The 23,759-nt window shown below is 67.6% G+C and carries 21 protein-coding genes; 11 read left to right on the forward strand and 10 right to left on the reverse strand.

Features of this window, described 5'->3' with window-relative positions:
- Nucleotides 1–3: 3 nt before the first annotated feature.
- From ACSFA5_RS08045 to ACSFA5_RS08065, 5 genes are read right to left on the reverse strand one after another with little or no spacing between them, the layout of a single operon-like run.
- Entirely contained in the window at nt 4–1,356 is a 1,353-nt protein-coding gene (locus ACSFA5_RS08045; protein WP_435443501.1) for a TRAP transporter large permease, read from the reverse strand.
- The gene (locus tag ACSFA5_RS08050) at nt 1,347–1,841 is read right to left on the reverse strand and encodes a TRAP transporter small permease (protein ID WP_435443502.1); all 495 of its coding nucleotides are present in this window, start codon (nt 1,839–1,841) and stop codon (nt 1,347–1,349) included. The genes ACSFA5_RS08045 and ACSFA5_RS08050 overlap by 10 nt, the downstream gene beginning before the upstream one ends.
- Before the next feature lie 56 nt (nt 1,842–1,897).
- Complete coding sequence (locus tag ACSFA5_RS08055; RefSeq protein ID WP_435443503.1) at nt 1,898–2,890, reverse strand: TRAP transporter substrate-binding protein; 993 nt, start codon at nt 2,888–2,890, stop codon at nt 1,898–1,900.
- A 53-nt stretch (nt 2,891–2,943) separates the two neighbouring features.
- Nucleotides 2,944–3,834, reverse strand: a complete 891-nt coding sequence (locus ACSFA5_RS08060; RefSeq protein ID WP_435443504.1) for an SMP-30/gluconolactonase/LRE family protein — start codon at nt 3,832–3,834, stop codon at nt 2,944–2,946.
- The gene (locus ACSFA5_RS08065) at nt 3,824–4,645 is read right to left on the reverse strand and encodes an NAD-dependent epimerase/dehydratase family protein (RefSeq protein ID WP_435443505.1); all 822 of its coding nucleotides are present in this window, start codon (nt 4,643–4,645) and stop codon (nt 3,824–3,826) included. The genes ACSFA5_RS08060 and ACSFA5_RS08065 overlap by 11 nt, the downstream gene beginning before the upstream one ends.
- 156 nt (nt 4,646–4,801) lie before the next feature.
- Here ACSFA5_RS08065 and ACSFA5_RS08070 point away from each other — a divergent pair, with 156 nt between their 5' ends.
- The 6 genes from ACSFA5_RS08070 (at nt 4,802) to ACSFA5_RS08095 (ending at nt 11,182) form a co-directional block, all read left to right on the forward strand.
- Nucleotides 4,802–5,686, forward strand: coding sequence for a FadR/GntR family transcriptional regulator (locus ACSFA5_RS08070; protein ID WP_435444079.1), 885 nt, complete (start codon nt 4,802–4,804; stop codon nt 5,684–5,686).
- 110 nt (nt 5,687–5,796) lie between these two features.
- The gene (locus ACSFA5_RS08075) at nt 5,797–6,804 is read left to right on the forward strand and encodes a Bug family tripartite tricarboxylate transporter substrate binding protein (protein ID WP_435443506.1); all 1,008 of its coding nucleotides are present in this window, start codon (nt 5,797–5,799) and stop codon (nt 6,802–6,804) included.
- Between the two features lie 62 nt (nt 6,805–6,866).
- On the forward strand, nt 6,867–7,778 hold the full coding sequence (kdgD, locus tag ACSFA5_RS08080; protein ID WP_435443507.1) for a 5-dehydro-4-deoxyglucarate dehydratase: 912 nt from the start codon (nt 6,867–6,869) through the stop codon (nt 7,776–7,778).
- 40 nt (nt 7,779–7,818) lie between these two features.
- Nucleotides 7,819–8,268, forward strand: coding sequence for a nuclear transport factor 2 family protein (locus ACSFA5_RS08085; RefSeq protein ID WP_435443508.1), 450 nt, complete (start codon nt 7,819–7,821; stop codon nt 8,266–8,268).
- Between the two features lie 4 nt (nt 8,269–8,272).
- Nucleotides 8,273–9,607, forward strand: a complete 1,335-nt coding sequence (gene gudD / locus ACSFA5_RS08090; protein ID WP_435443509.1) for a glucarate dehydratase — start codon at nt 8,273–8,275, stop codon at nt 9,605–9,607.
- 138 nt (nt 9,608–9,745) lie between these two features.
- A complete protein-coding gene (locus ACSFA5_RS08095) occupies nt 9,746–11,182 on the forward strand; it encodes an aldehyde dehydrogenase family protein (protein WP_435443510.1) in 1,437 nt (478 codons plus the stop codon).
- A 72-nt stretch (nt 11,183–11,254) separates the two neighbouring features.
- Here ACSFA5_RS08095 and ACSFA5_RS08100 read toward each other — a convergent pair whose 3' ends face one another.
- The gene (locus tag ACSFA5_RS08100) at nt 11,255–12,790 is read right to left on the reverse strand and encodes an ABC transporter permease/substrate-binding protein (protein ID WP_435443511.1); all 1,536 of its coding nucleotides are present in this window, start codon (nt 12,788–12,790) and stop codon (nt 11,255–11,257) included.
- 111 nt (nt 12,791–12,901) lie between these two features.
- On the opposite strand from ACSFA5_RS08100, the gene ACSFA5_RS08105 reads away from it, so the two are divergent.
- Nucleotides 12,902–14,047 (forward strand): ROK family protein, encoded by a 1,146-nt coding sequence (locus tag ACSFA5_RS08105; RefSeq protein ID WP_435443512.1) that lies wholly within the window; start codon nt 12,902–12,904, stop codon nt 14,045–14,047.
- A 46-nt stretch (nt 14,048–14,093) separates the two neighbouring features.
- Here the strand turns inward: ACSFA5_RS08105 and ACSFA5_RS08110 are convergent, their stop codons facing one another.
- The 4 genes from ACSFA5_RS08110 to ACSFA5_RS08125 form a co-directional block, all read right to left on the reverse strand.
- Nucleotides 14,094–15,716, reverse strand: coding sequence for an Ig-like domain-containing protein (locus ACSFA5_RS08110; protein WP_435443513.1), 1,623 nt, complete (start codon nt 15,714–15,716; stop codon nt 14,094–14,096).
- A 198-nt stretch (nt 15,717–15,914) separates the two neighbouring features.
- Nucleotides 15,915–17,303 (reverse strand): phospholipase D-like domain-containing protein, encoded by a 1,389-nt coding sequence (locus ACSFA5_RS08115; RefSeq protein ID WP_435443514.1) that lies wholly within the window; start codon nt 17,301–17,303, stop codon nt 15,915–15,917.
- Nucleotides 17,304–17,349: 46 nt separating this feature from the next.
- Complete coding sequence (locus ACSFA5_RS08120) at nt 17,350–18,033, reverse strand: glutathione S-transferase family protein (protein WP_435443515.1); 684 nt, start codon at nt 18,031–18,033, stop codon at nt 17,350–17,352.
- Between the two features lie 36 nt (nt 18,034–18,069).
- Nucleotides 18,070–19,191, reverse strand: coding sequence for a 5-methyltetrahydropteroyltriglutamate--homocysteine S-methyltransferase (locus ACSFA5_RS08125; protein WP_435443516.1), 1,122 nt, complete (start codon nt 19,189–19,191; stop codon nt 18,070–18,072).
- Between the two features lie 146 nt (nt 19,192–19,337).
- Here ACSFA5_RS08125 and ACSFA5_RS08130 point away from each other — a divergent pair, with 146 nt between their 5' ends.
- The 4 genes from ACSFA5_RS08130 to ACSFA5_RS08145 all read left to right on the forward strand — a co-directional run bounded on the left by ACSFA5_RS08130 (nt 19,338) and on the right by ACSFA5_RS08145 (nt 23,596).
- On the forward strand, nt 19,338–20,453 hold the full coding sequence (locus ACSFA5_RS08130; protein ID WP_435443517.1) for an aromatic ring-hydroxylating dioxygenase subunit alpha: 1,116 nt from the start codon (nt 19,338–19,340) through the stop codon (nt 20,451–20,453).
- Nucleotides 20,450–21,226 (forward strand): GntR family transcriptional regulator, encoded by a 777-nt coding sequence (locus tag ACSFA5_RS08135; protein ID WP_435443518.1) that lies wholly within the window; start codon nt 20,450–20,452, stop codon nt 21,224–21,226. The genes ACSFA5_RS08130 and ACSFA5_RS08135 overlap by 4 nt, the downstream gene beginning before the upstream one ends.
- 41 nt (nt 21,227–21,267) lie before the next feature.
- Nucleotides 21,268–22,254, forward strand: coding sequence for a PDR/VanB family oxidoreductase (locus ACSFA5_RS08140; RefSeq protein WP_435443519.1), 987 nt, complete (start codon nt 21,268–21,270; stop codon nt 22,252–22,254).
- A 169-nt stretch (nt 22,255–22,423) separates the two neighbouring features.
- Nucleotides 22,424–23,596, forward strand: a complete 1,173-nt coding sequence (locus ACSFA5_RS08145; RefSeq protein WP_435443520.1) for an ABC transporter substrate-binding protein — start codon at nt 22,424–22,426, stop codon at nt 23,594–23,596.
- The last annotated feature ends 163 nt before the right edge of the window (nt 23,597–23,759 follow it).

A 23,759-nucleotide genomic window follows, 5' to 3' on the forward strand; every position in this document is an offset into this window, starting at 1 on the left:
TGCTTACAGCACCTTGTGGCCGGTCAGCATCGTGGGCAGCCAGGTGGAGAAGGCCGGCACGTAGGTCACCAGGGTGATGGCGATGAAGATCGCCAGATAGTAGGGCCAGGCGGTCTTCGTCGCCTCCCCGATGGATATCTTGCCTATGGCGCAGCCGATGAACTGCACCGTGCCCACCGGCGGATGCACCAGTCCCAGCGCGCAGTTCAGCAGCAGCATCATTCCGAACTGCACCGGGCCCACGCCCATCTGGATGGCCAGCGGCAGGAACAGCGGCGTGGTGATGAGAATGTGCGCCGCCATGTCCAGGAAGATGCCCAGGAAGATCTGGATGATGTTGATGTACAGCAGCATCAGCCAGGGGCTCGAAGTCGCGGCCAGCAGCACCGTCTCGATGGCGTCCGGAATCTCCAGGTAGGCCATCTGGTAGCGCAGCATGTTCGACACGCCGATCAGCAGCAGGATCACGCCGGTGGTCTTCGAGGCCTTGGCCAGCGACTTGAACAGCTTCTCGCGCGTCATCGTGCGGTAGGCCACCACCGTGAGCAGCAACGAGTAGGTCACCGCGATGGCCGCCGCCTCGGTGGCTGTCGCCACGCCCTTCATCACGCACACCAGGATGATTACGATCACCATCAGGCCGGGAATCGCGGCCAGGAAGGTCTTGGCCACCATGCCCCAGCCGGGGAAGCGCTCGACCATCGTGCTGCCGTCGGTGCGCTTCGGGTAGCCGTGCTTGGCGGCCTGCCAGTAGGCGGCCACCAGCATGCACACCATGATCCAGAACACCGGGATCAGCCCCGCGAACATCAGGTCGCCGATGGACACGCCCTTGATGATGTGCCCGTCGATGGTGCCCACCGCGGCCTGCGCGGCGAAGGCATAGATGATCATGTTGTGCGAAGTCGGCATCAGCGCGCCCGACAGCGACGCATGCGTCGTCACGTTCACCGCATAGGCCGCGCTGTAGCCCTCGCGCTTCATGATCGGGATCATCACGCCGCCCATGGCCGAGGTGTCGGCCACCGGCGAGCCCGAGACGCCGCCGAACAGCGTCGATGCCACCACGTTGGCCAGCCCCAGGCCGCCCTTCCAGTGGCCCACCAGGCTGCGTGCGAAGGCCACGATCTTGTCGGCGATGCCGCCGTGCAGCATCAGCTCGCCCGAGAAGATGAAGAACGGAATGGCCAGGAACGAGAACACGTTCATGCCCGACACCATCATCTGGATGGCGGTCTCGAACGGCAGGCCCTCGAACGCGAAGGTGGCCAGGCAGCTCAGGCCGATGGCAAAGGCCACCGGCATGCCGAGCAGCAGGAAGAGCACGAAGCTCAGCGAGAGCACTGTCAATGCCATGATGGAACGACCTTCTGGCCTGTGAACTGAGCAGCCAGGTGCTCGATGGAGAAGAGGGTGATCAACACCCCCGCGAAGAGAACCGGCACGTAGCGCACGGCCTCCGACATGCCCAGCGTGGGAATCGTCGATTCGCGCGTGGACGCGGCCATCTCGGCGCCGCCTGCGAACAATGCGACGGCGAAGCCGATGGTCAGCACATAGACGAGCGCCTTGCACCAGAACTGCAGCTTCGGCGGCAGCGCCTTCACCAGCGAGTCGAGGCCGATGTGGCCGGCGTCCCGCACGCCGGCGGAAGCGCCGAACATGGCGACCGAGATCACCAGCAGCAGCGCGACCTGCTCGACGTACGGCGGAGCGTCGTTGAAGACGTAGCGCAGCACCACGCCGTAGACGACGACGCCGAGCAGGCCGACAAGGCACACGCATGCGACGTACATCGCCCAGCGGGAGAGCCGTGCGTTCAAGTGGGTCAGCAAGTGCATATGAATTTCCTGCCTTGCCCCTTCCCCCTTCGGGGGAGGGCGCAAGACCGTGGGCCTCATTTGATGTTGACGATCTCTTGAACCAGCGCCTTCTGCTCCGGCGTGGTCGCGAACTTGTCCCACACCGGCTTCTCGACTTCGACGAAGCCCTTGCGGTCGATCTCTGCGGCCGCGACGATCTTGGCGCCGCCCTTGATGACGGCCGCCTTGGCGTCCTTCTCGCGCGGTTCCCACAGCTTCACGTAGTAGGGCACCGAGTCTTTGGCGGCCTTGCGGATCGCGACCTGTTCTTCCTTGGTGAGCGTGTCCCAGATCTTCTTGGAGAACACAAGCACCTCGGGCGTCATGACGTGCATGGTCTCGGAGTAGACCGGCGCGGCTTCGAAGTGCTTGGCTTCTTCGTACGAGGGGTAGTTGTTCTCGGCGGCGTCCACCAGGCCGGTCTTCAGGCCGGTGTAGACCTCGGCGATGGGCATGGGCGTGGGCGAAGCGCCGGTGGCGCTCACCAGGCTCACCATCAGGTCGGACGGCTGCACGCGGATCTTCAGGCCCTTCATGTCGGCGACCGACTTGATCGGCTTCTTGGCGTACACCGAGCGCGCGCCGCTTTCGTACATGCACAGGCCGATGAAGCCGGCCTTCTCGAACGCTGCCAGCACCTTGTCGCCGGCCGGGCCGTACATGGCCTTGCGGAAATGCTCGATGTCGCGGAACAGGAAGGGCAGCGACGGAATGACCGACTCCGGCACGATGCCGTGGAACGACGCGCTGCTCACGCGCACCATGTCGAGCGCGCCGATCTTCACCTGCTCGACCGTGTCCTTCTCCGAGCCCAGCGAGCTGTCCGCGAAGATCTTGATGTTGTCCTTGCCACCCGTGGCCTTCGACAATTCTTCACCCATGAACTTCACCGCCTGGTTGGTCGGGAAGTCCTTGGCGTGCACCTCGGCGGAGCGGAAGGTTCGCGCCATGGTGACGTTGCTTGCCGTGAGGGCGATCAGGCCGATCGCGATCAGGCCCGACAGCTTCTTCATTTGTAGTGATTTCATTTTTGATGGCTCCTCGGTGGATGAAAAGAAAACGCAGCGGATGAACAACAGGGTCAGCTGCCGAAAGCGGGCTCCGCGAGGCCCTGCACGCCGGGCCGCAGCGCGAACACGCCGCCGGCCAGTGGTTGGTCCGACAGGTCGATGCCGCCGGGTCGGATGGAGGTGACGAACAGCGTGTCGAGCGCCGGGCCGCCGAAGGCGCACATGGCGGGCTTCTTCACCGGCACTTCGAGCGAGCGGTCCAGCCGGCCTTCAGGGGTGAAGCGGTGCACCAGGCCCGCGTCGTTGCCGCAGATCCAGTAGCAGCCGTCGGTGTCCATGGCCGCGCCGTCGGGGCGCCCGGGCAGGGGCTTCATGTCGACGAACAGGCGGCGGTTGCTTGGCGTGCCGCTGTCGGTGTCGTAGTCGAAGGCCCATACGGCCTGCACCGTGGGATGCGAATCGGAGAGGTACATCGTGCGGCCATCGGGGCTGAAGGCCAGGCCGTTGGGCACGATGAAATCGTCGAGACGCTGGGTTGCCTTGGGGTCGCCCTTGCCATGGCTGTAGAGGCGGCCGACACGTGCGCCCGCCGCCATGTCCAGCAGCATGGTGCCGGCCCAGAAACGACCCTGGCGGTCGCAGCGGCCGTCGTTGAAGCGCATGGCCGGCGCTGCGTGTTCGACCGGTGCCAACGACGTCGCGGCGAGCGTGCCGCCGGCCTGCGGCTTCAGCGAGAAGAGGCCGCTTTCCATGCCGGCGATCCATTCGCCGGGCACGTCGGCACGCGGGGCGATGCAGGCGATCATTTCGTTCGCCGTCCACTTTGCATGGCCTTCGCCCGCATGCCAGCGGTTCAGCGTGCGCGCCGGAATGTCGACCCAGTACAGCGCCTGCTCCCCGGCATGCCACACCGGGCTTTCTCCGGTGCCGTTGCGCGCGTCGAGGACGAGTTCAGCTGGCATCGCCGAACGGCCCTTGCGCGGTGAAGGCGCCGCCCTGGTAGACGGCGTTCGGGTCGGTCGGTGCCACGGGGGGCTGCTGCTCGACCTTGTCGCGGAACACTTCGGAGCCGTCCTGCGGCACGAAGCCCAGGTGCGCGGCGGCGCTGTTGTCCCACCACACGTCGCGGTTGTCCGACATGCCGTAGACGATGGTGTGCTTCACGTCGGGCGTGAAGAGCGACTTCTCGATCAGCGTCGTCAGGTCGCGGTAGCTCAGCCAGGTGCTCATCATGCGGCGGTTGAGCGGCTCGGGAAACGAGGAGCCGATGCGGATGCTCACGGTCTCGATGCCCCAGCGGTCGAAGTAGAACTGCGCCATGTCCTCGCCGAAGGACTTCGACAGGCCGTAGTAGCCGTCGGGCCGGCGCGCGGCGTGCGCGTCGATGTGCTCGCTCTGCTTGTAGAAGCCGATCACGTGGTTGGAGCTGGCGAACACCACGCGCTTGACGCCATGGCGGCGCGCAGCCTCGTAGACGTTGAAGATGCCCTTGATGTTGGCTTCGAGAATTTCCTCGAAAGGCCGCTCCACCGACACGCCGCCCAGGTGGACGATGGCGTCGCAGCCTTCCAGCAGTGCATGCACGGCCGCCTTGTCCGACAGGTCGCAGGGCACGACTTCCTCGTGCGCATCGGCGGGCGGCGCCAGCGACGCGATGTCCGACAGGCGCAGCACCTCTGTATAAGGCTTGAGGCGCTCGCGCAGTACCTTGCCCAGGCCGCCGGCCGCGCCGGTCAGCAGCAGCCGGTTGAGTTTTTGGTTCGAAGCGTCCATCGTTGCTTGTCCGTTGAGAGTTTCGTGATGTGGTCAGGCTGCTTGCCGTCGGGCCGGCAGCCGGTGTCGCCGCAGGGCGTGGAAAGACGGCGTCGAAGGAATTGAGTGATGAGTTATCTGTTGTCGTACAACTAGTGGGGGATTATCATCGTGGCCATGGTTCAGTCGATTGCGGGTAATCCCTCGGTATCAGAAGCGCCGGCAGAAGCCGCCGGGGGCGCCGGGGCGGGTGTCGCTTTCGTGGGCCGGCCGCGCCCGCGTGCCCGGGGCCTGGCGCATGGGCTGGTGGACGACCTGGGCGACAAGATCCGCAACCAGTCGCTGCGCCCGGGCGACAAGCTGCCGACCGAGTCGGCCATCATGCAGGCCTACGGCGTGAGCCGCACCGTGGTGCGCGAGGCGCTGTCCAAGCTGCAGGCCGGCGGGCTGGTCGAGACCCGGCACGGTGTGGGCACCTTCGTGCTGCAGCCGCGCTCCGGCGGGGTGTTTCGCCTGGATCCGGGCGAAATCGCGGCCTCGGTCGACGTGCTGGCCGTGCTGGAACTGCGCATCAGCCTGGAAACCGAATCGGCCGGGCTTGCCGCGACCCGCCGCACCGACGAACAGCTCGTGGCCATGCGCCAGGCGCTCGACGACTTCGAGAAGAACGTGGCCGTGGCCGGCGACACCGTGGGGCCCGACTTTCGCTTCCACCTGCAGATCGCGCAGTCGACCGGCAACCCGTACTTCGCGGACATCATGCGGCACCTGGGCACCACGCTGATTCCGCGCACGCGCATCAGCGCCATTCGCACGCACGAGGGCGGCGGGGCGCCTTACCTGAGCCGCGTGAACCGCGAGCACGAAGAGATCTACGCCGCCATCGCGCGGCGCGACCCCGAGTCGGCGCGCGCGGCCATGCGCATCCACCTGACCAACAGCCGCGAGCGGCTGCGCATGGCGCAGGAAGCCGCGCAGCAGAAAGCGAAGGCCGACGCCGCGGCCGGTCAGGGCGCGCCAGCGTCGTCTTCGCCCGACAACCCCCATTCGACTGTTCGCTGAATTTCTTGGCCGCCAATCTGGACAAGTTGTTTTTCTAGTTGTACGATGACTGATAACTCACCCGGTGGGACGGGCGAGGCCGCGACTTCATCGAACAATCAGGAGACAGCATGAGCATCAACCGACGCGGCGCACTGGGCGCAGCACTCGCCACGACACTGGCCGCAAGCCTGCCCGTGCGGGCCCTCGCGCAAGCAGCGCAGGGCACGCAAGGCGCGGGCACCAACTGGCCCTTGAAGCCGATCAAGCTCATCGTTCCGTACCCGCCGGGCGGCTCGTCCGACATCATTGCGCGCTCCATCAGCCAGCCGCTGTCGGAGGCGCTGGGCCAGTCGGTCATCATCGACAACCGTGCGGGTGCCAACGGCAACCTGGGCGCCGACCTGCTGGCCAAGGCGCCGGCCGACGGCTACACCCTCATGCTGTGCGACCTGGGCGCGCTGGCCATCAGCCCGTCGCTGTACCCCAAGCTGCCGTTCGATCCGTCGAAGGACCTGCGCAGCGTGGCCATGCTGGCCTACTCGCCGCACCTGCTGGTGGTGCACCCCTCGGTGCAGGCGAACACGCTGAAGGAACTGGTCGAGCTGTCGAAGAAAAGCGACTTCAATTTCGCCGTCACCGCCAGCGGCAGCACCGCGCACCTGGCCGGCATCGAGCTGCAGCGCAAGGTCGGCGCCAAGTGGGAATACGTGCCCTACAAGGGCGGCGTGCAGGCCGTGCTCGACACCGTCTCGGGCCAGACGCAGGTGCTGATGAACGGCATGCTCGCCACCTATCCGCAGGTGCAGGCGGGCAAGCTCAAGCTGATTGCCGTGTCCAAGGCCACGCGCATGCCGCTGATCGGCAGCGTGCCGACCATCGCGGAGCAGGGCGCGCCCGGCTACGAGTCGGGCACCTGGCAGGGCGTGGTCGCGGCGCGCGGCGTGCCCGACGCGGTGGTCGCGCGGCTCAACCGCGAACTGGTGCGCATCATCCGCACGCCCGACATCCGTGCCCGCCTGGCGGGCCAGGGCGCCGAGGTGGTGACCATGACCTCGCCCGAGCAGGACCAGTTCTTCGCCAAGGAGCGTGCGCGCTGGGCGCAGGTCATCAAAGAGGCCAACGTCAAGCTCGACTGAGCGGCCCCTTCCAGCCTCCACCCCTTTCATTCATTCTTCAAATCTTCACAGGACTCTTCCCCATGAACCCCCAAGAACTCAAGACCATCATGGGCTCCGGCCTGCTCTCGTTTCCGCTGACCGACTTCGACAGCAACGGCGACTTCAATGCGCAGGGCTACGTCAAGCGCCTCGAATGGCTCGCCCCCTACGGCGCGAGCGCGCTGTTCGCGGCCGGCGGCACGGGCGAGTTCTTCTCGCTGACCGGCGAGGAGTACCCCGGCATCATCAAGACCGCGGTGGACACCTGCCGCGGCGTGGTGCCGATCATTGCCGGTGCCGGCGGCCCGACGCGCTTTGCCATCCAGTGCGCGCAGGCGGCAGAGAAGGCCGGCGCGCACGGCATCCTGCTGCTGCCGCACTACCTCACCGAAGCCGGCCAGGAAGGCCTGGCCGCGCACGTGGAAGCCGTGTGCAAGAGCGTGAAGTTCGGCGTGATCGTCTACAACCGCGCCTCCAGCCGGCTGAAGCCCGAAACCCTGGCCGGCCTGGCCGAGCGCAACCCCAACCTGGTCGGCTTCAAGGACGGCATCGGCGACATCGAGGCCATGGTCGCCATCTACCAGCGCATGGGCGACCGCTTCGCCTACCTGGGCGGCCTGCCCACGGCCGAGGTCTATGCCGCGGCCTACAAGGCCATGGGCACGCCGGTGTATTCGTCGGCCGTCTTCAACTTCATTCCGAAGACCGCCATGGACTTCTACAAGGCCGTCGCCGCCGACGACCTGCCCACGCAGCACCACCTGCTGAAGAACTTCTTCATGCCCTACCTGGAGCTGCGCAACCGCGTGCCGGGCTACGCCGTGAGCATCGTGAAGGCGGGCGCGAAGATCGTGGGCCACGACGCCGGCCCTGTGCGCGCGCCGCTCACCGACCTGAAGCCCGCCGAAGTGGAACAGCTCAAGGCGCTGATCGACGCGCTCGGCCCGCAGTAAGCCGCCGCGGCGAGAACAACGACAACGGAGACAACACACCATGTCCATCAAGAAGTTCTTCCTCGTGGCCGCCGCGGCCGCGATGTTCTCGGGCTGCGCGATGATGCCCGCGGGCAGCACCGCCTCGGCGCAACCCGAGGTGGCCGCCGCCGCCGAGCGCCTGCGCATCGCCATGATCGACCCGACCGCCGCGTCGCTAGGCGCGCTGGTGGCCGACGACCTGAGCTACGGCCACTCCGCCGGCAAGGTCGACACCAAGGCCAGCTTCATCGCCGACCTGATGGACGGCAAGTCCGACTTCGTGACCATCGCCATCACCGAGCAGACCATCAAGGTGGTCGACGCCAACACCGCCATCGTGCGCCACTCGCTCGCGGCCGACACCAACGACGCGGGCAAGCCCGGCAAGGTCGCGCTGAAGATCCTGGGCGTGTGGCAGAAGCAGGGCGGCAGCTGGAAGCTGCTGGCCCGCCAGGCCGTTCGCGTGTGATCCCATGAGCACAAGCCAGACCCCCACCGTCACCGCCATGCGCGTGGTCCCCGTCGCGGGCCACGACAGCATGCTCATGAACCTGAGCGGCGCCCACGGCCCGTTCTTCACGCGCAACCTGCTGATCCTGACGGACAGCGCGGGGCGCACCGGCGTGGGCGAAGTGCCCGGCGGCGAGAAGATCCGCCAGACGCTGGAAGACGCGCGCAGCCTCATCGTCGGCCAGCCCATCGGCCGGCACAACGCGGTGCTCAACAGCCTGCGCAGCGCCTTCGCCGGCCGCGACAGCGGTGGCCGCGGCCAGCAGACCTTCGACCTGCGCGTGACCATCCACGCGGTCACGGCCGTGGAAGCCGCGCTGCTCGACCTGCTGGGCCAGTTCCTCGAGGTGCCCGTGGCCGCATTGCTCGGCGAAGGCCAGCAGCGCGACGCGGTGCAGATGCTGGGCTACCTGTTCTACGTGGGCGACCGCAAGAAGACCGACCTGCCGTACGAGACAGACCCGAACGCCGACAACGACTGGTTCCGCCTGCGCCACGAAGAGGCCATGACGCCCGAGGCCATCGTGCGCCTGGCCGAGGCCACGCATGCGCGCTACGGCTTCACCGACTTCAAGTTGAAGGGCGGCGTGCTGCGCGGCGAGGAAGAAGTCGAGGCCATCCGCGCGCTGCACGAACGTTTTCCGCAGGCGCGCGTCACGCTCGACCCGAACGGCGGCTGGCTGCTGCAGGACGCCATTCGCCTGTGCCGCGACCTGCACGGCGTGATGGCCTATGCCGAAGACCCGTGCGGCGCCGAAGGCGTGTTCTCGGGCCGCGAGGTGATGGCCGAGTTCCGCCGCGCCACCGGCTTGCCCACCGCCACCAACATGGTCGCCACCGACTGGCGCGAGATGGTGCACAGCCTGTCGCTGCAGTCGGTCGACATTCCGCTCGCCGACCCGCATTTCTGGACGATGCAGGGCTCCGTGCGCGTGGCGCAGCTGTGCCAGGCCTGGGGCCTGACCTGGGGTTCGCATTCGAACAACCACTTCGACGTGTCGCTCGCGATGTTCACGCACGTGGCGGCGGCTGCGCCCGGCAAGGTCACGGCCATCGACACGCACTGGATCTGGCAGGACGGCCAGCGCCTGACGAAGGCACCGTTGCAGATCGAGGGCGGATTCGTGAAGGTGCCCACGCGCGGCGGCCTTGGCGTGGAGCTAGACATGGCCGAGGTCGAGAAGGCGCACCAGCTGTACCTGAAGCACGGCCTGGGCGCGCGCAACGATGCGCAGGCGATGCAGTACCTGATTCCAAACTGGACCTTCGACAACAAGAAACCATGCATGGTCAGATAAAGCTCGCCCCCAGGCTTGCCCACTTCGTGTGGCCTCCTACCCCCTACCGGGGGCAATACCAGCGGCCCGGCAAAGCCGGCTCCGCGGTATTCCCAGAATGAACAGCCCCTTTGCGAATCGCACTGAAAGGAACACAACATGCAGAACTTCGACAACCTGATCGCAGGCGAATGGCGTGCCGGCGCAAGCTACAGCGCCAACATCAACCCGAGCAACCTGTCCGACGTGCTCGGCCAGTACACGCAGGGCGACGCCGCCCACGTCGACGCTGCGGTAGCGGCCGCCACGGCAGCCTTCCCGGCCTGGGCCACGGGCAGCATCCAGGCGCGCTCCGACGCGCTCGACAAGATCGGCACCGAGATCCTCGCGCGCAAGGAAGAGCTGGGCACGCTGCTGGCGCGTGAAGAAGGCAAGACCAAGGCCGAAGGCATGGGCGAGGCCGCGCGCGCGGGCCAGATCTTCAAGTTCTTCGCGGGCGAGTGCCTGCGCCTGTCGGGCGAGGTGCTGCCGTCGGTGCGACCCAACATCGGCGTGGAAATCACGCGCGAGCCGGTCGGCGTGGTGGGCCTCATCACGCCGTGGAACTTTCCGATCGCCATTCCTGCCTGGAAGATCGCGCCCGCGCTGGCCTTCGGCAATTGCGTGGTGTTGAAGCCCGCCGACCTCGTGCCGGGCAGCGCCTGGGCCCTGAGCGAAATCATCAGCCGCTCGGGCATTCCGGCTGGCGTGTTCAACCTGGTGATGGGCCGCGGCAGCGTGATCGGCGAGGCGCTGGTCAAGCACCCCGGCATCCATGCGATCAGCTTCACCGGCTCGGTGGGCGTGGGCCGCAACATCGCGATCCAGTGCGTCACCCACCACAAGAAGGTGCAGCTCGAAATGGGCGGCAAGAACCCGCAGGTGATTCTGGACGACGCCGACCTGGCGCAGGCCGTCGAACTCAGCGTGCAGAGCGCGTTCTACTCGACCGGCCAGCGCTGCACGGCGTCGAGCCGCCTCATCGTGACCGAGGGCATCTACCCGAAGTTCATCGCGGCCATGAAGGAACGCATGGCGAAGATCAAGGTGGGCGACGCGCTCGCGCAGGGCACGGACGTGGGCCCCGTCTCGTCGAAATCGCAGCTCGACCAGGACATGGAATACATCGCCATCGGCAAGGGCGAAGGCGCCACGCTGGCGGCCGGCGGCGAGCTGCTGAAGCTGGAGACCGACGGCTACTACATTTCGCCCGCGCTGTTCAGCGAATCGGCTGCGTCGATGCGCATCAACAAGGAAGAGATCTTCGGCCCGGTGGCGAGCGTGATCCGCGTGAAGAACTACGAAGAGGCGCTGGCCTCGGCCAACGACACCGAGTTCGGTCTCTCGGCCGGCATCGCCACCACCTCGCTGAAGTACGCCACCCACTTCAAGCGCCACAGCCAGGCCGGCATGGTGATGGTCAACCTGCCGACGGCCGGTGTGGACTACCACGTGCCGTTCGGCGGCCGCAAGGGATCGAGCTACGGCCCACGCGAGCAGGGCAAGTACGCGCAGGAGTTCTTCACGACGGTGAAGACGGCCTACACGCTGGCCTGAGCCTGGCGAGGCGCCAGGTTTCGCAAGCCCCCGCCCGGGGGCTTTTTTGCGTGTGCTCGCCTTCGCGAAGGTCTAAGCCGCCGGGGCCCTGCGGCTGCGGCGCATCAGGAACTCGATCAGTTCAAAGACCCCTTCGCTGATCAACGCCAGCGCCGCAGCCGGCAACGCACCCGCCATCAGCAGCTCGCGGTCGTTCAAGGCCAGCCCCGTCACGATGCGTTCGCCGAAACCGCCCGCGCCGATGAAGGCCGCGATGGTCGCGGTTCCGATGGCAATGGCCGTGGCTGTTCGCACACCCGCCAGCAACGTGGGCAACGCAAGCGGCAGCAACACCAGCGCAAGACTCTGCGGTGGCGTCATGCCGAGCGCGGTGCCGGCCATCCGCAATCCGTTGGGCACTTCGGTCAGGCCTGTCACCGTGTTGCGCATGATGGGCAACAGCGAGTACAGCGTGAGCGCGATCAACGCCGGCAGGGCACCGATGGCGCCGAGCATCGAGATCAGCACCGCCAGCAGGGCCAGCGACGGCACCGTCTGCATCAGGCTCGCCAGGCCCAGCACCACGGCGCGCACTCGCACATGCGGGAACACCAGGATCGCGATCGGCACGCCGATCAGTATCGCGATGCCCACCGACAACGCCACCAGCAGCAAGTGCTGCCGCGCGAGCTTCCACAGGTCCGGGCCGAACAGCTTGGCCAGGAAGCCGCGGCGTGCCTCTTGCGGTTGCGCCTTCCCGCCGTTGCCGGTGCTTGCCAGGAAATCGCGCGCAATCGCATCGAAGGGCACGCTCTGCAGTTCCGCGCGTGCATTCATCGCGATCATCGCGTGCTCGTCGACCTTGCCTTCGAGCGTCTTCAATGCCGCCCAGGCCTGCGGCAGGCGCGTGGGCAGGTCCAGCTTGTAGAGCACCACGGCGTCGTAGCGCGGAAAGTACTTCTTGTCGTCTTCCAGCACGCGCAGGCCGAGGTGGTCGATCTTCGCGTCGGTGGTGTAGATGTCGATCACGTCGATCTGCTTGGCCGCCACCGCGTCGTAGGCCAGGCCATGGTCCAGGCCGCTGGGCACCTGGGTGAACCCGTAGCGCGCCGCCAGGCCCTTCCAGCCGTCGGCGCGGCCGATGAATTCGTTCGACAGGCCGAGCTTGAATTCGGGGTGCTTCGCCAGGTCGCTCAGCGTGCGCAGCCCGAGCTTGTCGGCATCGGCGGCGCGCACCGCCAGCGCATAGCCGTCGTTGAAGCCCAGGGGAATCGCCACTCCCAGGCCCAGCGGCGCCAACGCGGCGTTCATCGCCTCGCGCGTGTCCGCAGGTTGGCCCTTGAGGATTTCCTGCGCGATGGTGCCGGTGTACTCGGCATAGAGGTCGATGGCGCCCGAGCGCAGCGCCTCGTACACGATGGCCGTGTTGCCCAGGCCCTGACGCACCACAGGCGGCGACGCGGTGTGCGGCGCGGCCGTCTGCGCGAGCAGCTCGGCCAGGATGTACGACTCGGTGAAGCGCTTGGAGCCCACGCGCAGGGTGTCGTCGGCGGCGTTTGCAGCAGGTGTGCCGCACAGCGCCAGCGAGAGCAGCAGGGCAAGGTACCGGAGGCAGCGAGGCAGGTGCATCGCGGGCAGTTTATAGACAACATCCCGTTCGGCGTACCCGCCAATCTCCTACACGCCGTCGTGCGCGCTACCGATGCGCCCGGGTGCGTGGGGCGCGCATCATCCTGTTTCATGAAGTCCACACCCGCAAAGCCCGAAGCCGCTCCACAAGAGCGCCCCGACCCCTTGCCCGCCGCGGACGTGCACGGCCTGCGCGAACTCCCCGGCGTGCACGTCGAGGGCTACAGCCTGCAGTTGCGCGACAAGGACGGCTTCGTCGGCGACCAGGCGAGCCAGACCGCGTTCAGGGAACTGCTGGAGCGCTGGCGCAAGCGCCGCCGCAAGAGCGGCACCGACCCATGGGGCGACATGCACTCGCGCGACCTGAGCAAGAAGCAGCTCGACCGCGTGCTGGCCGCGAAGAAAAACTCCGAGGCCGGCGACGTGATGCACGGCGTGATCGAGGAGTTCACCGAGGAGCTGGCTTCGGTGATCCAGCGCTTCCTGCGCCAGCCTTCGTGGAACAAGGTCGAGCGCATCGTCATCGGCGGCGGCTTCCCGGAAAGCGACGTGGGCGAGCGCGCCGTGCTGCAGACGGGCGCCATCCTCGAAGAGCTCGGCCTGCACGTGCAGCTGGGCCGGCTTTCGCACAACGTGGACGACGGCGGCCTGATCGGCTGGGTGCACCTCACGCCGCCGGCCTTGCTGCGCAAGTACGACGCCATCCTGGCGGTCGACATCGGCGGCACCAATGTGCGCTGCGGCGTCGTGAAGACGCGCTACCGCAAGGCGCCGGATTTCTCGCGCGCGGAGGTGGTGCGGCGCGTGAAATGGCGCCATGCCGACGAGGGGCCGAACCGCAGCTTCATGGTCGAGCACATCGCGGACATGCTGATGGACATGGTGCGCTACAGCGAGCGCAAGAAGATCCGGCTCGCGCCTTTCGTCGGCATCGGCTGCCCGGGGCTCATTCGCCCCGACGGCTCCATCGCGCGCGGCGCGCAGAACCTGCCGGGCGACTGGGAGAGCCATGCCTTCCACCTGCCGACCGCCGTGTGGCGCCGCATGCTGACGCTGGGCGCCGACCCGATGCTGGTGCTGATGCACAACGACGCCGTGGTGCAGGGCCTGAGCGAGCTGCCTTTCATGCGCGACGTGAAGCACTGGGGCGTGCTGACCATCGGCACGGGGCTGGGCAACGTGAGCTTCACGAACGTGCCGATGGCCGACGAAGAGAAGGCGGCACTGCCGAAAGCGAAAAAGGCGAAGAAGGCCTGAGCGAGGTCTCGCCAAGGCCTGCACGAAAGGCCGTGGCGCTGCGGCGCTACGGGTTCACACGTGTCAGTGCGGACACGCTCGCGACGTTGCCGGCCGCATCCACGGCGCGCGCCTCGATGTTCGCGTAGCCCGCTGCGCTGGGCGTCCAGCGGCAGGAGAAGGGCGCGGCCTGCAGGCTGCACACGGTCTTGCCGTCGACGATGAAGCTCAGTTCCGCCACGTTGGCCGAGGCATTGGCCGCCAGCTGCGCCGGCGCGCGCGCCGCGGCGTCGGACGGGGCGGTCATCGCCACGGCCGGCGGCGTTGCCAGGCTCGGCGGGTTCACGATGATGTTGGCCGACGCCACTGCGGTGTTGCCCGCCGCGTCCACGCCGATGACCCGGATCGTCTGCATGCCCGCGCTCGTCGGCGTCCAGCTGCAGGTGTAGGGCGGGGCGGTGAAGGTGCAGATCGGAATGCTGTCGCGGCCCAGCACCTTGACGCCCCACACACCCACGTTGTCCACCACCGCAGGCGCGATCACGGTGGGCTGGCCCACCGTGGCGGTGGACGGCGCAGCCAACGACACGGTCGGCGGCGTCACGTCGATGCCGCCCAGCGCCAGGTCGATGGTGAACATCGGCTGGCCCTGCACGGCCTTCTGCTCGAACGCATCGAAGATGGTGAACCAGCTCGCGCCCGGCGCGCGGTTCTGCGCATGCGCCTTCACCAGCAGCGTCGACTTGCCCACCGCGAAGCAGCTGAAGCCGCAGTCCCAGTCGAACACGAAGCGCCCCGACGCATCGGCCACGCCGGTCACCAGCATCACCAGCGGCTTGCCCACGCCGGGGTTGCGCCACACCGACACCTGCGCGCCCGGCAGTGCGGCGCCGGTGTCACGGTCGGTCACGCGCACCTGGGTGCCGGTGGTGGCCGCCATGAACTTCGAACTGCCGAGCTTGGGCCAGTCGGTCCAGTCGGTGTCGATGTTGGCCTTGGTGCCGGGCGTGAAGCGAATCATGTCCAGCGTCGCGATGCGGTTGGCGGCCGGGTCGCGGCGCTGTTCGAACACGGTGCCCAGCAGCGGGTCGAGGCGCCAGTGCTGGCGCGTCCACCAGTAGCGGTCGCTGTCGTTGGCCAGGGCCAGGTCGACGACGGGCGCCACGCCGGTGGTGTCGGTCACGGCAATGCCGTTGTAGTACTCGCCCGCGCCGGCGCCGAACACATGCTCCAGTTCGTGCAGCAGGGTCTTGAGCTGGCGGCCGAGGTAGTCTTTTTCGGTGGATTCGGGCACCCCCGCGCTGGGCGCGCGCGACAGGCGCAGGGGGTCATGGATGGCGACCCAGTTCAGGTTCCAGGCCACGCCCTTCTGCGGAAAGGTCCAGCTGGTGGACAGCCCGCCGTGGCTGTAGCCGCGGGTGGACTTGCCGATGCACACCACCACTTCGCCGTTGACCAGGCCGTTGTGGGCGCACTGCGGCGCGGCGGCGGGCGGCACCAGCTGCAGGTCGGTGGTGGGGTCGAAGACGAAGCTGCGCACGGTTTCGCGGGTGAACACCGTGTTGACGTCGGCCACGTACTGCGCAAGCCGGCGGCCGGCTTCGGCGGGGCCGATGCCGGCGGCGAGCTCGGGGTCGACGATGAGCTTCAGGCGGTGCGTGCTGGGCGCCGCGCGGCCGATGTCGTCCATGGCGGCATGGGCGGGTGTGAAAGCGGCTGTCATTCCACACAGCGCGAACAGCGTTGGAAGCACCACGCTTGCCAGTGCGCGCAGCGAGAAGAAGGCTCGCATCGGTTAACCCCGGGCCGGGGTCAACTACCGGAACCGGTGGGAATTGTAGTGAACGCGTTCTGTTTGTTGCACAAGCGTTGCATTTGCGCACTCAGATTACAACTGGAAAGCAACCGTCAGCAGCAGGCCTTCGGCCAGGTCGCGCATCAGCCCGGGGCGGCGCGCGCGGTAGGGCTCGCCGGCCGAGGCGGTGGTCTCGATCCACTCGGCCAGCCAGTCGATTTCTGTGGCGTCGTAAAACACCACCGCCGCCTCGTGGTTCAGCAGCAGGCTGCGCAGGTCGAGGTTGATCGAGCCGCACATCGCCAGTTCATCGTCGACCACGACCGCCTTGGCGTGCGCCATGAAGGGCAGCATGCGAAAGCTCACGCCCGCGCGCGCCAGGTCGCGCATGGCGCGGGCGCGCACGAAGTCGGCCAGGCGGTGGTTCGACACCGCGGGCATCGCGATGGTCACCTGCACGCCGCGCCGCGCGGCCAGCCGCAGCGCGTCGCGCAGGCCGTCGCCGGGCACGAAGTAGGGCGTGATGGCCAGCACGCGGTGTTCGGCGCGAAAGCACGCGTCGATCAGCAGCGCGTGCGCCGTGTCCTCGGTCTGGTCGGGGCCGCTCGGCAGGAACTGGGCCATGGCCGTGCCGGGGCCTTCGGGCACGTCGTCGCACGCGATGGCGCGCGCCTTGCGCGGGCGCACCGAGGCCCAGTCGTGGTCGAACTGGCGCGCGGCGGCCGCGGCCACGCTGCCGCGCAGGTCGAACGACAGGTCGAGCCAGGCCTGGGGGTGCTTGTCGTTGCCGGTGAAGTATTCGCCCGCCAGGTTGCGCCCGCCCGACCAGAGCCAGCCGTCGTCGGCAATGGTGAACTTGCGGTGGTTGCGCAGGTTGCGCGGGCCGATGCGGCGCAGGCTGAAGAAGGGGCGGAACACAGCCACCTCGCCCCCGGCCGCGCGCAGCCGGTCGAAGTGATGGCGCGGCAGCGAGAGCGCACCGAAGCCGTCGAGCAGCACGCGCACCTTGATGCCCTGGCGCGCGCGCTGGGCCAGGCGCTCGAGCACGGCGTGGCCGAGCGCGTCGTTGCCGATGATGAAGGTGCACACGTCGATGCGCTCGCGCGCGCCGTCGATCACCTGCCACAGCGCTTCGCGCGCGGCCTCGCCGTCGGCATGCATGCGGATGGCGCAACGCCCCGGCGGCGCGAGGCCGAAGCTCTCGATCAGGTCGGCGGCCCAGTGGCCCGGCGGCACCGAGCGCGGCGGGCGGGGCGAGCCCGCCGGGCGCAGCTTGCGCTGGCCGAACAGCAGGTACATCGGCAGGATGAAGTACGGCATCAGCACCAGCCCCATGACCCAGGCGATGGCCGTGGTGGGCGCACGCTGCTCGCGGCGCGCGCGCGTGGTCAGCACGTAGACGAGCAGTGCGAAGGTGACGACGAGGAAATGCTGCGAGGGCGAGGGCAGCCAGTCGAACCGCGAGGCGCTTGCAATAGGCATGGGTCGATGATGCCTCAGCGTGGCGCCGCGGCCCCGCCGAACCCCCTCACCGCTCGAGGAAGGCCGGCACGCCGCGCCCGTGCGAGGCCAGGAACGCCATCATCGGGTCGACCACCGCGCGCACGGCCGGCCGCTCGCCCACGCGCGTGCGCCAGGCCAGCAGGCGCGGCGTGGCACCGGTCATGCCGGCGCCCTTGCGGTCGGCGAACACGCACGCCATGTAGAAGGCGATGTCGGCGAAAGAATAGGGGCCCGCCAAGTAGTCGCGCGTGGCGAGCAGCCCTTCCAACTCTTCGTAGAAGCGTGCGCAGCCGGCGCAGGCCGTCAACGCGGCGGCACCCTTCATGTCGTGCTGCAGGCCGAAGAGCCTGATGACCTTCGGGAAGAACACCTCGTCCGACTTCTGCTCCAGCTGCCGCGCACGGGCCCGCTCGGCAATGCCCTGCGGCCACAGCGCGAGGTGCGCGGGGCCGGGGTAGCGGTCTTCGATGTACTCGAAGATCTGCGTCGAGTCGAACAGCGACACCCCGCCGTCTGCGGTGTCGACCCACACGGGCACCTGCTGCTTCACCGGGTTCACGCGCAGCACCTCGGGATGCTTGGGCTCGTAGGCGTCGTCGGTGGTGAAGGGCACCATGACGAGGTCGAAGGGCACGCCTTTCTCGCGTGCCGCGATCTCGACCTTGGCGCCGAACATGCTGAGGGGACCGGAGTAGAGGGTTGTCGTCATGGGGTGCGACTTCACCAGAAACCGGCCCTCAACGCATCAGGTCGAGCCCCAGACGTCCTGTGCCGTCTCGACCACCAGGCGCAGCTTGGCGCGCTGCGCTTCCACCGCGATGTTGTTGCCGTGCACCGTGCTGGAGAAGCCGCATTGCGGCGACAGCGCCAGCTGGTCGAGCGAGGCGTACTTGGCGGCGTCGTCAATGCGGCGCTTCAGCTCGTCCTTGTCTTCCATCTGGCCGAACTTGGTGGTCACCAGGCCCAGCACCACGGTCTTGCCCTTGGGCAGGAAGCGCAGCGGCTTGAAGTCGCCCGAGCGGGCGTCGTCGTATTCCATGAAGTAGGCGTCCAGGTCCATTTCCTTCAGGAGCGCCTCGGCCACCGGCTCGTAGTTGCCGGCGGCGGCATGCGTGCTCTTGAAGTTGCCGCGGCACAGGTGCATGGCCAGCAGCATGCCGGGCGGCTTTTGCGCCACCACCTTGTTGATGAAGGCGGCGTAGCGGTGCGGCAGCTCGTTCGGGTCGTCGCCGCGCTTGCGTGCCGCTTCGCGCATGTGCTCGTCGCACAGGTAGGCCAGGTTGGTGTCGTCCATCTGCACGTAGTTGCAGCCGGCCGCGGCCAGCGAGCGCAACTCGTCGCCATAGGCCTTGGCCACGTCGTCGTAGAAGGCCGGGTCGAGCTCGGGGTAGGCCTCTTTGCTGATGCCGGCGCGCCCGCCGCGAAAGTGCAGCATGGTCGGCGAGGGAATGGTCACCTTGGGCGTGTTGCCTGCGGCGACCTGGCTCTTCAGGTACTGGAAGTCGGCCAGCTGGATGTCCTTGATGTGGCGAACCTTGTCGATCACGCGCATCGCGGGCGGGGCCAGTTCCTCGGTGCCGTCGGGCTTGCGGATGGTGACCGGGATGTCGGTCTTCACGCCGCCGAGCTGGTCGAGAAAGTCGATGTGGAAGTACGTGCGGCGGAACTCGCCGTCGGTGATGCTCTTGAGGCCGATGTCTTCCTGGAACTTCACGATCTCGGTGATGGCCTTGTCTTCGACCAGGCGAAGCTGCTCGGGCGTGATCTCGCCCTTGGCCTTTTGCTCGCGGGCTTCGAGCAGGAACTTCGGGCGCAGGAAACTGCCCACGTGGTCGTAGCGGGCGGGCAATGCGACGTGCTGTGACATGGATGACTCCGTCTTGATTTGGGGGGAACGAAAGGCATCGTAGCGCCTTCAAGGCGAAGGTAAGCGTATACAGAAGGCTCAGTGTTTACCCTGAAAAAGCCACATTTCACTGGAAATTCGGCGATTTCTGTATACATTGGGTATTCATGAAAACGCCCACGACTGCCTTTCCATTGAATGCCTGGTATGCCGCCGCCTACGACGTCGAAGTGCGTCACGCGCTGCTGCCGCGCACCATCTGCAACCAGAAAGTGGTGCTGTTCCGCCGCACCGACGGCCAGGTGGCCGTGCTGGAAGACGCCTGCTGGCACCGGCTGATGCCGCTGTCGCTGGGCCGCCTGGAGGGCGACGAGCTGGTCTGCGGCTACCACGGCCTGGTCTACAACAGCCAGGGCCGCTGCACCCACATGCCGAGCCAGGAAACGCTCAACCCCTCGGCCTGCGTGCGCAGCTTTCCGGCGGTGGAGAAGCACCGCTTCGTGTGGATCTGGCCCGGCGATCCGGCCAAGGCCGACCCGGCGCTCATTCCGGACATGCACTGGAACGACGACCCGGCCTGGGCCGGCGACGGCAAGATGATCCGCGTCCACTGCGACTACCGCCTGGTGGTCGACAACCTCATGGACCTGACGCACGAGACCTTCGTGCACGGCTCGTCCATCGGCAACCGCGAGGTGGCCGAGGCGCCTTTCGTGGCCACGCACGGCGACCGATCGGCCACCGTCACGCGCTGGATGGAAAACATCGACCCGCCGCCGTTCTGGGGCGGCCAGATCCGCCATGCGCGCGGCTACACGGGCAAGGTCGACCGCTGGCAGATCATTCGTTTCGAAGGCCCGTGCACGGTGAACATCGACGTCGGCGTGGCCGAGGCGGGCAGCGGCGCGGTGCCCAAGGGCGACGATGCCGGCGACCGCAGCAAGGGCGTCAACGGCTACGTGCTCAACACCATCACGCCCGAGACCGACAAGACCTGCCTGTACTTCTGGGCCTTCTCGCGCAACTACTGCATCGGCGAGCAGCGCCTCACGCACGAGCTGCGCGAGGGCGTGGCCGGCATCTTCCGCGAGGACGAGCTGGTGCTCGAGGCCCAGCAAAAGGCCATGGACGACCACCCCGACCACCAGTTCTACAACCTCAACATCGATGCCGGGTCGATGTGGGCGCGCCGGCTGATCGACCGCATGGTCGAGAAGGAAAAGCCCGCGCGCACCGCGATTCCGATCCGTCCCGTCGACGCCGTTCAGAAGCAGGCCGCATGAAGGTCGCGGCAGTTTCCAGCGCCGCCGAGCCCGGCGACAGCGGCAGTTCGCAGGGCGTGAAGGCGCAGCTGCGGCTGCGCGAAATGATCCTGGCGGGCGAGCTGCCCGGCGGTGCGCGCATTGCCGAGGTGGCCATCTCCGAACAGCTCGGCGTGTCGCGCACCCCGGTGCGCACGGCGCTGATGCGGCTGGAGCAGGAAGGCCTGCTCGAAGCCCTGCCGAACGGCGGCTATGCGGTGCGCACGTTTTCCGAACGCGACGTGGCCGACGCCATCGAGCTGCGCGGCACGCTCGAAGGCCTGGTCGCGCGGCTCGCGGCCGAGCGCGGCGCGGCGCCCGTGGTGCTGCGCGAGGCGCGTGCCTGCCTGCAGCGCATCGACGAGCTGCTGCGCGAGCCCGCGCTCGACGACGCGGCCTTCTCGCGCTACGTGACGCACAACGAGCGCTTTCATGCGCTGCTGTGCGAAATGGCGGGCAGCCCCGTCATCGCGCAGCAGCTGGAGCGCGTGGTCAACCTGCCGTTCGCCTCGCCCTCGGGCTTCGTCATCGTGCAGGCCAATTCGCCCGCCGCGCGCGACATGCTCGTCATCGCGCAAGACCAGCACCTGCAGGTGCTCGACGCCATCGAGTCCGGCGAAGGCTCGCGCGCCGAGGCGCTGATGCGCGAGCACAGCCGCATTGCGCGGCGCAACCTGCGCGAGGCGCTGCACGGCACGCCGAGCGCCGAGCAGCGCCCGTTGCCGGGCGTGCAACTGATCCGCCGCCGCGGCTGAGCGGCCGTCTTTCTCCCTTCTTCGTCTTTGGTGTTTCCCCGATGAAAAGCGATCTTCAATGGATGCAGGCGCAGGTCGTGGCGCTGCGCGACGTGACGCCCACCGTGCGCGAGTTCGAACTGCGCCCCGACGGCGGCTTTGCCGGCCCCTGTGAACCCGGCGCCCACCTGCAGGTGCAGGTGATGACGGCGCAGGGCAAGGTGCAGACCCGCTCGTACTCGCTGGTCGGCGAGGGCGACGGCCAGTGCTGGCGCATTGCCGTGAAGCGGCTCGACGACGGCCGTGGCGGCTCGCTCGCCATGTGGCAACTGTCGGTGGGCGATCGCCTGCAGGTGAGCGCGCCGCAGAACCACTTCGCGCTCGACCTGTCCGCGCCCGGCTACCTGCTGGTGGCGGGCGGCATCGGCATCACGCCGCTGGTGCTGATGGCGCAGCGCCTGGGCGCGCACGCAAAGCGCAGCGGCGTGCCGGTGAAGATGCTCTACGGCGCGCGCCACGCGGGCGAGTTCGGCTATCTCTCGCAACTGCGGAGCGCACTGGGCGAGGGCGTCTCGGCCCACGAAGGCTCGGCGCCCATCGATTTCGCGGCCGCCATTGCCGCGCTGCCGCCCAGCGGCCAGCTCTACACCTGCGGCCCGGTGCCGATGCTCGAAGCGCTCAAGCGCGCCTGGCACGCGGCCGGCCGGCCCATCGAAGACCTGCGCTTCGAAACCTTCGGCAGCAGCGGGCGCTACGCCACCCAGCCCTTCCAGGTGCGCATTCCCCGCCATGACCTGACGATCACCGTGCCGGCCGACTGCACGCTGCTCGAAGCGCTGGACGCCGCCGGCGTGCAGACCCTGTGGGACTGCAAGCGCGGCGAATGCGGCCTGTGCGCCATGGACGTGCTGGCCGTCGACGGCCAGATCGACCACCGCGACGTGTTCCTGAGCGAGCACGAAAAAGCGTCGACCACGCGCATTTGCGCCTGCGTGTCACGCGCCGTGGGTACGCTCACGCTCGACTCGGCGTACCGCGCCGACAGCTGACGCCGCAAGCGCAGCCCCAGCCACCTTGCGCGATGATCGCGCAGTTCATTTGTTGATCGCGCAACAAAGGCCCGCGAGAGGGGCCGGGTAGGTGAATGCCTGCTCCGCAGAATGTTGCAAAGTGTTGAAAATAGCCCCGGTTTCGCGTTCTGTCCCTGAAGGAAAAAACATGCAAAGACGCCATCTCATCCAGACCGCCGCCTTGTCGGCGCTCGCGCTTTCAATGTCGCTGGCCAGCGCCCAGGACAACAAGTTCAAGATCGGCCTCATCCTGCCGATGACCGGCCAGTCGGCCTCCACCGGCCGCCAGATCGAAGCCGCCGCGCGCCTGTACATGGCCCAGAACGGCGACACCGTGGCCGGCAAGAAGGTCGAGCTGATCGTCAAGGACGACACCGGCCTGCCCGACGTCACCAAGCGCCTGGCGCAGGAACTGGTGGTGAACGACAAGGTCAACGTGCTGGCCGGCTTCGGCCTGACGCCCCTGGCCCTGGCCGTGGCGCCCATCGCCACCCAGTCGAAGACGCCCCAGCTCGTGATGGCCGCGGCCACCTCGAGCATCACGGAGGCCTCGCCCTACATCATTCGCTCGGGCTTCACGCTGCCGCAGGTGTCGGTGCCCATGGGCGACTGGGCGCCGAAGAACGGCATCAAGACGGTCGTGACGCTGGTGGCCGACTACGGCCCGGGCAACGACGCCGAGAAGTTCTTCAGCGAGCGCTTCCAGCTCAACGGCGGCAAGGTGATCGACAAGCTGCGCGTGCCGCTGCGCAACCCCGACTTCGCGCCGTTCCTGCAGAAGGTGCGCGACGCCAAGCCCGACGCGCTGTTCGTGTTCGTGCCCTCGGGCGCGGGCGCGGCGGTGATGAAGCAGTTTCTGGAGCGCGGCATGGACAAGGCCGGCATCAAGCTCATCGCCACCGGCGACGTGACGGACGACGATCAGCTCAACGACATGGGCGACGGCGCGCTGGGCGTGGTCACCTCGCACCATTACTCGGCGGCGCACCCCTCGGCCATGAACAAGAAGTTCGTCGAGGCGTTCCAGAAGGCCAACCCCAAGCTGCGCCCCAACTTCATGGCCGTGGGCGGCTATGACGGCATGCGCGTGATCTACGAAGCGCTCAAGACCACCAAGGGCCAGGGCGGCGGCGACGCGCTGCTGGCCGCGATGAAGGGCCAGGTCTTCGAAAGCCCGCGCGGCCAGATGATGATCGACGCGCAGACCCGCGACGTGGTGCAGGACGTGTACCTGCGCAAGGTCGAGAAGAAGGACGGCCAGCTCTACAACGTCGAGTTCGACGTGATCAAGAGCGTGAAGGATCCGGGCAAGACGAAGTAGGTTTCTTCGCTGCAGGTCGGAGACTGAGAGGGCATTCGGGGCGCGATCACCCCGCCGGCATGATCGTTGTCAGCCGCGGTCGTTGATCGGCCACGACCCGACAGCGTGCCCGGGTGAACAGGGCGTCGGGTGCTCCCCGCAGCGAAATAAAGGAGGAGCCGAA

The organism is Variovorax monticola (assembly GCF_051216855.1).
GTDB lineage: Bacteria > Pseudomonadota > Gammaproteobacteria > Burkholderiales > Burkholderiaceae_C > Variovorax.

What these genes read in the sequence shown, in the direction of transcription:
- ACSFA5_RS08130 (WP_435443517.1), top strand. Translation starts at nt 19,338, where the DNA reads ATGAAAACGCCCACGACTGCCTTTCCATTGAATGCCTGGTATGCCGCC.
- ACSFA5_RS08050 (WP_435443502.1), bottom strand. Translation starts at nt 1,841, where the DNA reads ATGCACTTGCTGACCCACTTGAACGCACGGCTCTCCCGCTGGGCGATG.
- ACSFA5_RS08075 (WP_435443506.1), top strand. Translation starts at nt 5,797, where the DNA reads ATGAGCATCAACCGACGCGGCGCACTGGGCGCAGCACTCGCCACGACA.
- ACSFA5_RS08070 (WP_435444079.1), top strand. Translation starts at nt 4,802, where the DNA reads ATGGTTCAGTCGATTGCGGGTAATCCCTCGGTATCAGAAGCGCCGGCA.
- ACSFA5_RS08105 (WP_435443512.1), top strand. Translation starts at nt 12,902, where the DNA reads ATGAAGTCCACACCCGCAAAGCCCGAAGCCGCTCCACAAGAGCGCCCC.
- gudD (WP_435443509.1), top strand. Translation starts at nt 8,273, where the DNA reads ATGAGCACAAGCCAGACCCCCACCGTCACCGCCATGCGCGTGGTCCCC.
- ACSFA5_RS08100 (WP_435443511.1), bottom strand. Translation starts at nt 12,790, where the DNA reads ATGCACCTGCCTCGCTGCCTCCGGTACCTTGCCCTGCTGCTCTCGCTG.
- ACSFA5_RS08110 (WP_435443513.1), bottom strand. Translation starts at nt 15,716, where the DNA reads ATGGACGACATCGGCCGCGCGGCGCCCAGCACGCACCGCCTGAAGCTC.
- ACSFA5_RS08140 (WP_435443519.1), top strand. Translation starts at nt 21,268, where the DNA reads ATGAAAAGCGATCTTCAATGGATGCAGGCGCAGGTCGTGGCGCTGCGC.
- ACSFA5_RS08065 (WP_435443505.1), bottom strand. Translation starts at nt 4,645, where the DNA reads ATGGACGCTTCGAACCAAAAACTCAACCGGCTGCTGCTGACCGGCGCG.
- kdgD (WP_435443507.1), top strand. Translation starts at nt 6,867, where the DNA reads ATGAACCCCCAAGAACTCAAGACCATCATGGGCTCCGGCCTGCTCTCG.
- ACSFA5_RS08085 (WP_435443508.1), top strand. Translation starts at nt 7,819, where the DNA reads ATGTCCATCAAGAAGTTCTTCCTCGTGGCCGCCGCGGCCGCGATGTTC.
- ACSFA5_RS08115 (WP_435443514.1), bottom strand. Translation starts at nt 17,303, where the DNA reads ATGCCTATTGCAAGCGCCTCGCGGTTCGACTGGCTGCCCTCGCCCTCG.
- ACSFA5_RS08145 (WP_435443520.1), top strand. Translation starts at nt 22,424, where the DNA reads ATGCAAAGACGCCATCTCATCCAGACCGCCGCCTTGTCGGCGCTCGCG.
- ACSFA5_RS08060 (WP_435443504.1), bottom strand. Translation starts at nt 3,834, where the DNA reads ATGCCAGCTGAACTCGTCCTCGACGCGCGCAACGGCACCGGAGAAAGC.
- ACSFA5_RS08095 (WP_435443510.1), top strand. Translation starts at nt 9,746, where the DNA reads ATGCAGAACTTCGACAACCTGATCGCAGGCGAATGGCGTGCCGGCGCA.
- ACSFA5_RS08045 (WP_435443501.1), bottom strand. Translation starts at nt 1,356, where the DNA reads ATGGCATTGACAGTGCTCTCGCTGAGCTTCGTGCTCTTCCTGCTGCTC.
- ACSFA5_RS08125 (WP_435443516.1), bottom strand. Translation starts at nt 19,191, where the DNA reads ATGTCACAGCACGTCGCATTGCCCGCCCGCTACGACCACGTGGGCAGT.
- ACSFA5_RS08135 (WP_435443518.1), top strand. Translation starts at nt 20,450, where the DNA reads ATGAAGGTCGCGGCAGTTTCCAGCGCCGCCGAGCCCGGCGACAGCGGC.
- ACSFA5_RS08120 (WP_435443515.1), bottom strand. Translation starts at nt 18,033, where the DNA reads ATGACGACAACCCTCTACTCCGGTCCCCTCAGCATGTTCGGCGCCAAG.
- ACSFA5_RS08055 (WP_435443503.1), bottom strand. Translation starts at nt 2,890, where the DNA reads ATGAAATCACTACAAATGAAGAAGCTGTCGGGCCTGATCGCGATCGGC.